This is a genomic window from Mucilaginibacter sp., assembly GCF_028288105.1.
Classification (GTDB): Bacteria; Bacteroidota; Bacteroidia; order Sphingobacteriales; family Sphingobacteriaceae; genus Mucilaginibacter.
On sequence record NZ_JAQBOI010000026.1, the window covers coordinates 1 to 10183 of the forward strand.

The window sequence follows — 10183 nt, forward strand, 5'->3', positions numbered from 1 at the left end:
AATATAACGGCGCTTCTCTACAAACTCACGCAGCAAAACTGCAATATGTGCCTGCGGACCGCCAAATGCAGTAAATGTATACAAAGACACATCACGGATAAATAAAAGTTGCCTGCCTTTCAATGGTTACCGGTTAATAGTCGTCATCATCATCGTCAAAGCCTTTTAAATTCATATAAACGCCTTGCAACTCAGATAAGGCATGCATATCGCGTTTGGATTTCGTAATCTCAATACCTTTCTCATAAGTACTTATTGCATCATCTTTACGGCCCAACGCTTCATATAATTTACCCAAATGATAGTAAGTACCGGTATAATTTGGGTGATTATTAACAAGGTCTTCATAATAGGTTAAAGCCTTCTCCGTATCATTAAGCCTCAAATACTCTGTAGCCAGGGCGTATTTTAAAAACTCATCTTCGGGCTCATTTTGTATAAACGCTAACAGCTTATCTAATCTGCTTATCTCCATTTTAAACTCTCTCTTTTTTAACTAAATTTGCATAGTCCTTATTGTACCCGTAAAAACATAAACCAATTATAATGATGAAAATACTGGTATGTATCAGCAATGTTCCGGATACCACGACAAAAATAACTTTTACTGATAACAACACCCAATTTAATACCAATGGTGTTCAGTTTATATTAAATCCATATGATGAAATTGCTCTTGCACGCGCCATTGAATTAACCGATGGCGGCAAAGGCAGTGTTACTGTTATTAACGTTGGCGAGGTTAACACCGAGGCCACAATACGCAAAGCTTTAGCAATTGGCGCTACAGATGCTGTACGCATAAATGCTAAGCCGCATGATGCCTGGTACGTTGCTTATCAAATAGCACAATACGTTAAAGCAAACCCTTTTGATTTGATACTTACCGGCCGTGAATCAATTGATTATAATGGTTCAAAAGTAGCAGGTATGCTGGGCGAACTGTTAGATATTCCATCAGTATCAATCATCAAAAAATTAGATACCGAAGCGAACCAGGCAACTGTGGAGCGCGAAATAGAAGGTGGTAAAGAAGTATTAACCATCCCTTTCCCTTTTGTAGCTGGGACTGCCGAGGGTGTTGCCGAACCAAAGATCCCTAACATGCGTGGTATTATGAGCGCACGTACCAAACCGTTAACTGTTGTTGAACCTGCGGAAGTGAAAACTTTTTCAGAAATAATCAGTTATGAAACACCGGCACCACGCGGACAGGTTAACCTCGTATCTGCTGATGAACCTGCAAAGCTGGTTGAGTTATTACACACTCAGGCAAGAGTTATTTAATTAATTTTACGTAGAATATCATTTATGTCAGTTTTAATATATGCGGAAAATGCTGGTGGTAAATTCAAAAAATCAACTTTTGAAGCTGTATCATATGCCAAAGCAATTGCCGATCAAAATAACATCAGCCTTATAGCTATTTCAATTGGTGATGTTGCCAATGATGAATTAGCAGCGTTAGGTAAGTATGGTGCTGAAAAGGTTTTAAATGTAGCTAACGATAAATTAAAGAATTTTGTGAACCAGGCTTATGCATCGGTTATAGCCGAAGCTGCAAAGGCTAACGGTGCCAACATAGTTGTGTTATCTAATTCATTCTCGGGCCGTGGCCTGGCTCCACGCCTGGGTGTTAAGCTGGAAGCCGGCGTTGCCGATGGCGCGGTTGCCCTGCCTGAGCAAAACGGTAATAAATTCACCGTTAAAAAGACAGCTTTCTCGGGTAAAGCATTCGCTATAGTTGAGCTAACATCAGCAAATAAGGTTATTGCCTTAACTCCCAACTCATATAAAATAGTTGAAAGCGGGGTTGTTGCAAAGGTTGAAGATTTTACAGTGGAGGCCAAAGCATCAGACTTTACAGAAATGATCAAAGATATTGTTCGTTCAACTGAAAAGGTTTCATTGCCTGATGCAGAGATAGTTGTATCAGCCGGCCGTGGATTGAAAGGCCCCGAGAATTGGGGTATGATTGAAGAACTTGCCGACCTTTTGGGTGCTGCAACAGCTTGCTCAAAACCGGTATCAGACGCCGGATGGAGGCCTCATAGTGAACATGTTGGACAAACAGGTATAGCTGTCAGTCCAAATTTGTATATTGCGATAGGCATTTCAGGAGCTATACAGCACCTTGCCGGCGTAAGTTCATCAAAAGTTATTGTTGTGATCAACAAAGATGCCGAAGCTCCGTTTTTTAAGGTGGCTGATTATGGTATTGTTGGCGACGCGTTTGAAGTGCTGCCAAAATTAATTGCTGCAGTTAAAGAGTATAAAGCATCAGCTTAAAAAAATATCGCTGTGATGGGTAATGACATGAAAAAGATTAAGCTGGATATTGTGGGGCTGTCCTACAGCCAAACACAGTCGGGCGCGTATGCTTTGGTTTTGGGCGAAGTTAGCGGTCGCCGCAGGCTTCCTATTATTATAGGTAGTTTTGAAGCGCAGGCCATTGCTATCGAGATAGAGAAAATGACCCCGAGCCGGCCACTAACGCACGATTTGTTTAAAAGCCTGGGGCAGGCATTTAATATTACCGTACAGGAAGTTATTATATATAACTTAATAGATGGCATATTCTATTCAAAGCTAATTTGCTCTGATGGTAAAAAGACCGTAGAGATAGATGCACGCACCTCTGATGCTATCGCGGTATCGGTAAGGTTTGATTGCCCTATTTATACTTATGAATTTATCCTATCAACCGCGGGTATTGTAATTGAGGGTAACGATTTTGTTTACCTGGAAAACATCAATGAAACACCGGAAGAGAAAACTCATTCCACCGCGGCCGGCGCTTACACCTCGCTAAGCGAAGACGAGTTAAAAACACGTTTGCAGCAAGCCCTAACCGAAGAGGCTTATGAAAAGGCTGCCAAGATCCGCGATGAGCTAAACAAACGCAAATCGTCATAAAAGTAAAAGAGGAAGCTGCCGATAAGACAACTTCCTCTTTTACTTTAGGGAAATCATGATTAGAAGGCGAATCCAATATTAATATTCGAAACGCTATTCCTGATGGTTGTTCCCGAATTGCCCTTGTTGATATCAGCAATACCAGCCTGGCCATTTAATTCTATGAAAAATTTGGCTTTGTTAGATATCGGAAATTTCACACCAATACCTGCATCAAGGCCGGCATCAGTAGTGCTAAAAAATGGCTTTACATCGGTGCCACCTGAGGTTTCTGAAGCAGTTAACAAAAAGCCAATGTACGGGCCAAAATTAAGGTACCAGTTTTTGGTGCGGCCAAAATGCCAATTTGCCATAACAGGTACAGTTACATAGTCTAACTTATAATCTGCTACCGAGTTACCATAAAAGCCGTTAGCCCAACCCTTTTGATCATAAGCTGCTTTTACTTTAATACTCCAGCTTTCAGAAAAGTAATGATCTAAAGCGATACCTACGTTAAAACCACTCTTGTAATCGGCGCTTAAGTTGTTTGCGGTTACAGTAGCTGCGTTGTAACCAACGTTAACGCTAACCTCATTTGTACCTTTTGTTTGTGAAAATGCTGATGCAGAAATTGCAAATACAGTAATTAGTGTAGTAAAAAATTTATTCATGAATTGTGATTTAAGTTTGTGCGAAGATAAGCTTTTGTCTTAAAAACAACGCTCAAATTCGCATTAAAACCACCTTTCCCATATCGCTTTAATTCACTATTTTCAGCCTTTGTTTTTTTATAACTATTAATTGTTTAAACCAGTGCTGTATGAATATTAAGTTTCGCTTAATACTGATGAATTTTATGCAATTTTTTATATGGGGCGCATGGTTGCTCACCATTGGAGCATACTGGTTTCAAAACAAACATTGGTCTGGGGCACAATTTGGGGCCATCTTTTCTACAATGGGCATTTCGGCCATATTTATGCCTGCACTTACCGGTATTATTTCAGATAGGTTTGTAAATGCCGAAAAGCTTTACGGCATTATGCATATTTTAGGTGCAGCAGCTTTATTTACGTTGCCTCTGGTAAAAGATCCCACTACATTTTTTTGGGTAATGCTGATAAACATGTTCTTTTACATGCCTACCCTATCATTATCAATAACAGTTGCCTATTCGGCTTTAAAAAGAAGCAATATTGATGTTGTTAAAGAATACCCCCCAATACGTATATGGGGAACTATAGGTTTTATTGCTGCATTGTGGGCCGTGAGCCTTACGCATAACGAAACCTCTCCAAATCAGTTTTATATCGCTTCGGCAATATCGTTAGCCCTCGGTATCTATTCATTCAGCCTGCCAAAATGCCCGCCACTTTTAAATAAAACTACTAATAAATCGCTTTCAAGTATATTAGGTTTAAATGCTTTTGCATTATTTAAAACGCCAAGGTTTGCCATCTTTTTTGCGTTCTCTATGCTTTTGGGTGCAGCGTTACAGCTTACTAATGCCTATGGTGATACTTATATACATGATTTTAAGAATGTAGCCGAATACAAAGATACAATTGCTGTAAGGTACCCTGCTATTATCATGTCTATCTCCCAAATTTCGGAAACGTTATTCATTTTAGCTATCCCTTTCTTTTTGCGGAAATTTGGAATTAAGTATGTTATGCTGTTTAGCATGTTGGCTTGGGTATTACGCTTTGGCCTTTTTGCATTTGGCGACCCTGCAGGTGGCTTATGGATGATAGTTTTATCGTGCATTGTATACGGTATGGCATTTGATTTCTTTAATATTTCGGGCTCGTTATTTGTTGAAACACAAACCACACCCGAAATACGAGGCAGTGCACAAGGCTTATTTATGATGATGGTAAATGGCTTTGGATCATTATTTGGGAGCTTTGCAAGTGGTTTTATCATTGATAAGTTTTTCACCATGGCCGATCAAAGTAAGAACTGGCATGGCATATGGCTTACTTTTGCAGCATATGCTTTAGTAATTGCTGTTATTTTCCCGTTTGTATTTAGATATAAACATAATGCAGCTCTAAAACATGCGATAGAAACTGCTTAAGGACATAATAAATAAATGAAAAAGCATTACCGGAAGGAAAACGATTGCCTTAATTGCGGAACCCTCTTAGAGGGTAAATTCTGTCATAACTGCGGGCAGGAAAACCTGGAAATGAAGGAAAGTTTTGGCCACATGCTCAACCACGCCGTAAGCGATTATTTCCATTTTGATTACCAGTTTTTTCATACGCTAAGGCCGCTTTTTTTAAAGCCCGGGCACCTTACTAACGAATACCTCTTAGGCCGTCGCGCACAATACCTGCACCCGGTTAAGATGTACATTTTTATCAGTTTGGTGTTTTTTGTTTTTGTCTTCCAGGGAAATAAATCCGAAAATAAAAAGGTAAAGAATAACAGGCAAAGCGCACAAAAAGGTATTGATAACGCCAAAAACGCTATTGATAAGGGCATTTATGCAAATACAAATCTTACTGCCCAGCAAAAGAAGGTACTATCTGAAAAGATAAAAGCTTTTGTGCCCGATACCTTGGCCAAAGAAATAAATGCCGACATGAAGAAGGACTCTTCTAAATTAAAGGTTCGCCAAACTGACGATGAAGATGGCTTTACAATTTATGGTGACGACAAGTTAGATAAATTTAAAACCCATGAGGAGTATGTTGCAAACCAGGCCAAGCTCCCGGCAGATAAACGTGATAATTGGCTGGAAGCTTATATAGCTAAAAAGAATTATGACTGGAAAAGCCAGGGTAAAAATGGTAAGGAGGTATTAATTGAAGGGCTTAAACATAATGCGCCGAAAATGATGTTTTTGCTGCTGCCCCTATTTGCGGTTATTTTAAAATTAGCATTCTGGAAAAATCACAAATATTATGTAGAGCACATCATCTACACTATACATCTGCATTGTTACCTGTTTCTGTTTTTAACACTTATTATGCTGTTAAACTTAATACTGCCCGAAAGCTGGGACACATTTATTGACTGGGTGAAGTTTTTCGCAATAATAACTATCATCTGGTATATCTATCGATCGTTGCGTGTAGTATATAACCGTAGCCGTTGGCGCACGGTAAGTAAAATGGTAGGCGTATCTATCATGTACACCATAGTGTTTACTGTGTCCTTTATTACAATACTTATCATTACCGCTATCACAGCGGCATAATTGCAAGCCATTTTATTTAACAGCCAATTCTTTCTGTAAAGCTTCAATTGCGTTTGCAAGATATGCTATTGGTGCATTCCAGTTAATAGCGATCTCATTTGTAGCGTATGATCTGTCGTCGTCAATAAAAGCTTCATCAGGTACGATTGAGGGTAACTGGACATGATCTTGCATACCCGCATTGGCCCCACCCGAAAGCAGGCCCGGCACCGGCTCAGCTATACCATCAGCAACTGATGGCCTGTGATGCGGATGCATTGGCGATTTGCTGCCGTAGCCTGTTACGTATGAATATCCCGAGGCATTTCTGCCTAAAATATAATCGAGGTTGCTTAAAGCGTAATTAAGATATTTTTTATTATGCGATAGCTGGTAGGCTTTTATTAATAATATGCCCTGATTAGCCGCATCACTATTACTCCCCCATCTAAATTTTATCGGCGCTTTGGTCATTACAGTTTGGTAAGCATTGCTATCGGCACCTTCGATTATGCCGTCGGCAAAATCCAGCAGGTTTTCTTTTAGCTGCTTAATTTCGGGATGGTTTGCTATTTGTATGCCCGGATGCTGTGTCAGCGTATAAAACCCCAGTAACCTTACCTGTGCCCATGATGGCACCTGTACGCCTATATTTTTACCTAAACCGATGTTCTTAAAGTATTCATCCTCACCTGTAGTAACATATAGTTCGGCCGCCGCCCAGCTTAATTCATCAGAAAAATATTTATCACCGTAACCACCGGTAGCAATTTTAGGGCTAAACTGTTTGTTCATAGCATCCTGATCATAAATTACATTAGAATTCTCGCTTGCCCATTGCCAGGCAAACTCTGCCGCGTCTAAACATGAATCGGCAAGGCCGGGTAACTGATCAGGGAACTTTTTAAATATGCGAGATGCCTGAGCCATTACCGCGGCAAAATCGAGCGTTGCGGCGGTACCTTTCTGTATAACGTAACGGGTAGTATTTGCTTTATCTGGCATTACCATTCCATCAAAATTGGCATTGGTTAACTTATTATATACACCACCGTCATTAGGATCCTGCATGGTGAGCATCCAACGCAAGTTCCAAAGTATTTCGTCTAACACATCGGGTATCCGGTTATTACTTTCCGGGATCTTTAGCTTAACCGTTTTCATGTACGCGGGAAAATCCTCGTAAAGCGAAAGCAAGGTGGCTGTTGTAATGCCACTATTTACAATGTACTTATTGTAATCCCCCGCATCATACCATCCCCGCGGACTTGATATTATCGTCCCCGCCGGCCTTTTGTCGGCTGCTGCCGATGCGTGTATTAATACCTTATCATCCGGATGACCTTCTGCCCTATGCCATTTTCCGGCATACTTTTCATCTAACGGTATTGATGCCCGCTGAAAGTAAAAAGCCTTAATGGTAGCATCAGCTACATTTTTATAAACTGATTCTTTTATTTCGAAAGGATAAGAATTATCTGCACCCGGAATGCTAACTGTATATTTTCCGGGCTTGTTAAATGAAGTAAAATTGGCTATGTAGGTATACTTACCAGAGAAAGCAGGTTGTGCCGATTGCTTTAATTCGCCTGTAAAAACAGTTTTCTTATTACTATTTTGAATATAAAACTTACCACCTTTTGTATTGGTAATCACAGCTACCTTGGATGCAGCCGGGTAAAAACCAATTTGGTTTAACTTGATATTTGGGTTACCGGCCGGTATTGTTTGTGCCGAGGAAGTCAATTGTAAAAAGCAGCAGCCTATAACCAGCCAAAGGCCATTTAAATATCTGTTATTCATAATTGTAGGTTTTATTAGAAGCAGATAAATATAAGTGTATACCATACAACATGCCTAATACTATATTGCCACGGCTATTATAAATCTTCAATACTATCTTGCCTAAACAAAAAAAGGCCTGTGCAAAGCACAGGCCTTTTTCTCAAATATCGTTAAATTACAAAAACGCATAACCTAAACTTAGGTTAAATAAGCTAACCCGGGTTTTATAATTTGTTGATCCATCAAAGTAATTCTGTTTTGTTAAACCAGCTTCATAGCGCAGGTCTATAGAGAATTTACTGATATCAACACCTGCACCTGCTGTAATCGCAAAGTTTGAATCTTTATAATCCAATCTGGTTGCGCCACCTACTGCCGATCCAAAGTTATTGTCCTTGTTTATGGCAAATGACAATAATGGGCCTGCATAAAATCTGCCACCTAAACCAAACGCGCCAATTTTACCACCTAAAAGCAATGGTACATCAATGCTTGTGAATTTTGCACTACCAACTTTGCTGTTACTATTATTAATATCAACATTTTTGCTGGTGATGTAAAGCTCTGGCTGAAAATTGAAACCTAAAGCCCCAAACCTCGCCCATATACCGCCAAGATAACCTGCACGGTTATCGGCACTAAAAGTACTTCCTGAATTTGATAGACTTGATAAGTTAACACCGCCTTTAATACCAACTTGTACTTTTGGTAGTATTTGTGCTCTTGTTACCGTGGCTACAGCTACAAATAGGCTCAATGTAAGTAATAATTTTTTCATGGTTTTTCGTGATTTAAGGTTTAACGTGCGAATATAGCAATTGTTTTAAAATGAAATATCCGGCCTGCCTAATTGCAAGCCGGACATTTCTGTAGCAATATATTATTGCGATTATAGTGATAAGCGTCCCTGGTAATAGTCTAATATTTTGTTGTAAATAAAGCAATCGTACCGGGCGTTGATAAGGTTAAGATTTGCCCTGTCAAGATAGTTTTTGGCTAGTACATATTCTACAGAGTTTAGTACACCGTTGTTAAAGCGGATCTCTGCAATTCTAAACGATTCTGCATAAGCTTTAACCTGTTCCTGCACAGTTACATATCTTTCATAAGCGTTTTCCATGTTCAGGTATGCCTGTTCAACATTTTGGCGCAATTGTATCTTGGTATTTTCTTCAACATATTTAAAATTTTGAAGATCAATTTTGGCCAAAGCTACCTTGTTGCGGTTTTGGAAGTAATTTAAGATAGGTATCCGCAAACTAAACCCAACCTGGGTATTGTAGTTGTTTTTGAATTGATCCCAATATTGTATAGGCTGATTATTTAACTGTGCCGCACTGGAATAATTTGTGTTTAAGCCTCCAAATAAAGATAATGTAGGGTATAAAGCACCTTTTGCCGCAGCAACTCCTTTTTCTGCACTCTGGCGCCTTAAAGTAGCAGCTTTCACATACGCCAGCTGATTTAAAGCGGTTGTGTAGATCTCATCAGATGAGTTGGTCTGTTTTAATATTTCGGCACTCGCCACTTTCTCAAACCTTATTCCTGGCCTGTATGGGATATTTAATATTTGCAACAAGTTTAGTTTTGAGGTTTGCAACGTAGCTTTTGCATTAACATAACTTACCTGGTTATCGGCATAAGTACCTTTTAAGTCGTAATAATCATTGGGCTGCTTGTTAGCACCTTGTTTTTCCAAAATCTCCAATCTATCTAACTGCTGTTTTGAAACCTTTACCTGATTTTCTACTTGGGCAAGCAGCTCGGTATTATCAAGCACCTGCAAATAGGCGGTAATTGTATTTATGGTAACAAGGTCTTTGGCCTGCTGCAGATCCATTTCACCGGCTTTATAAGCTAACGATGTTTGTTTTATTTTGTTAAGGTTTTGTAATCCACTAAACAAGGTCAGGTCAGAGTTTGCACTATAATCAGCAAACTTTAACGATTGATTTACATACTGGTTGGTATAAGGGTTAATGCTACGGCCATTGTTAATACCGTGATTAATTTGTCCGTTTATAGTTGGCAACATATTTTCTTTTGCCTGGTTTTTGTCAACTTGGGCAGATTGCAATTGCAGTCCGCTCTTTCTTACATCCAGGTTGTTTTTTACTGCAATATCAATACATTGCTGTATAGTAAGTAAAGTATCTACGGCCTGGCTGTGTGCCAATGCAGGTGCCAATATTATTAAGCTAAAAAGTATAAATTTAAAGTATCGCATTTTGTGTTATAGTTCAGAATTTTTTTGAAGATTCTACCCTTCCATCCAACAGATTAATAATACGCGTACCATATTCCGCGTTTTTT

General features: G+C 39.4%; 10 protein-coding genes. 5 read left to right on the plus strand and 5 right to left on the minus strand.

All coding sequences use genetic code 11. The features are described 5' to 3' along the window. Positions 1–133: 133 nt before the first annotated feature. A complete protein-coding gene (locus tag JWQ85_RS01500) occupies positions 134–475 on the minus strand; it encodes a tetratricopeptide repeat protein (protein WP_299462856.1) in 342 nt (113 codons plus the stop codon). A 74-nt stretch (positions 476–549) separates the two neighbouring features. Between JWQ85_RS01500 and JWQ85_RS01505 the strand changes: the two genes are divergently transcribed. Genes JWQ85_RS01505 through JWQ85_RS01515 form a run of 3 tightly spaced genes read left to right on the plus strand, consistent with a single transcriptional unit; the run spans position 550 to position 2916 of the window. Beyond that, positions 550–1287 (plus strand): electron transfer flavoprotein subunit beta/FixA family protein, encoded by a 738-nt coding sequence (locus JWQ85_RS01505; RefSeq protein ID WP_299462882.1) that lies wholly within the window; start codon positions 550–552, stop codon positions 1285–1287. Between the two features lie 24 nt (positions 1288–1311). After that, positions 1312–2289 (plus strand): electron transfer flavoprotein subunit alpha/FixB family protein, encoded by a 978-nt coding sequence (locus JWQ85_RS01510; RefSeq protein ID WP_299462859.1) that lies wholly within the window; start codon positions 1312–1314, stop codon positions 2287–2289. Positions 2290–2316: 27 nt separating this feature from the next. Then, on the plus strand, positions 2317–2916 hold the full coding sequence (locus JWQ85_RS01515) for a bifunctional nuclease family protein (RefSeq protein ID WP_299462862.1): 600 nt from the start codon (positions 2317–2319) through the stop codon (positions 2914–2916). A gap of 59 nt (positions 2917–2975) precedes the next feature. Here JWQ85_RS01515 and JWQ85_RS01520 read toward each other — a convergent pair whose 3' ends face one another. Then, a complete protein-coding gene (locus JWQ85_RS01520) occupies positions 2976–3569 on the minus strand; it encodes a porin family protein (RefSeq protein WP_299462865.1) in 594 nt (197 codons plus the stop codon). A gap of 149 nt (positions 3570–3718) precedes the next feature. On the opposite strand from JWQ85_RS01520, the gene JWQ85_RS01525 reads away from it, so the two are divergent. Beyond that, positions 3719–4978, plus strand: coding sequence for a nucleoside permease (locus JWQ85_RS01525; protein WP_299462868.1), 1260 nt, complete (start codon positions 3719–3721; stop codon positions 4976–4978). Positions 4979–4993: 15 nt separating this feature from the next. Further along, complete coding sequence (locus JWQ85_RS01530; RefSeq protein WP_299462871.1) at positions 4994–6106, plus strand: DUF3667 domain-containing protein; 1113 nt, start codon at positions 4994–4996, stop codon at positions 6104–6106. A 12-nt stretch (positions 6107–6118) separates the two neighbouring features. Here JWQ85_RS01530 and JWQ85_RS01535 read toward each other — a convergent pair whose 3' ends face one another. From JWQ85_RS01535 to JWQ85_RS01545, 3 genes are all read right to left on the minus strand, one after another. Further along, complete coding sequence (locus JWQ85_RS01535; protein ID WP_299462874.1) at positions 6119–7888, minus strand: glycoside hydrolase family 9 protein; 1770 nt, start codon at positions 7886–7888, stop codon at positions 6119–6121. A 157-nt stretch (positions 7889–8045) separates the two neighbouring features. After that, the gene (locus tag JWQ85_RS01540; RefSeq protein WP_299462877.1) at positions 8046–8648 is read right to left on the minus strand and encodes a porin family protein; all 603 of its coding nucleotides are present in this window, start codon (positions 8646–8648) and stop codon (positions 8046–8048) included. A 111-nt stretch (positions 8649–8759) separates the two neighbouring features. Further along, the gene (locus JWQ85_RS01545) at positions 8760–10097 is read right to left on the minus strand and encodes a TolC family protein (RefSeq protein ID WP_299462879.1); all 1338 of its coding nucleotides are present in this window, start codon (positions 10095–10097) and stop codon (positions 8760–8762) included. Between the last annotated feature and the right edge of the window lie 86 nt (positions 10098–10183).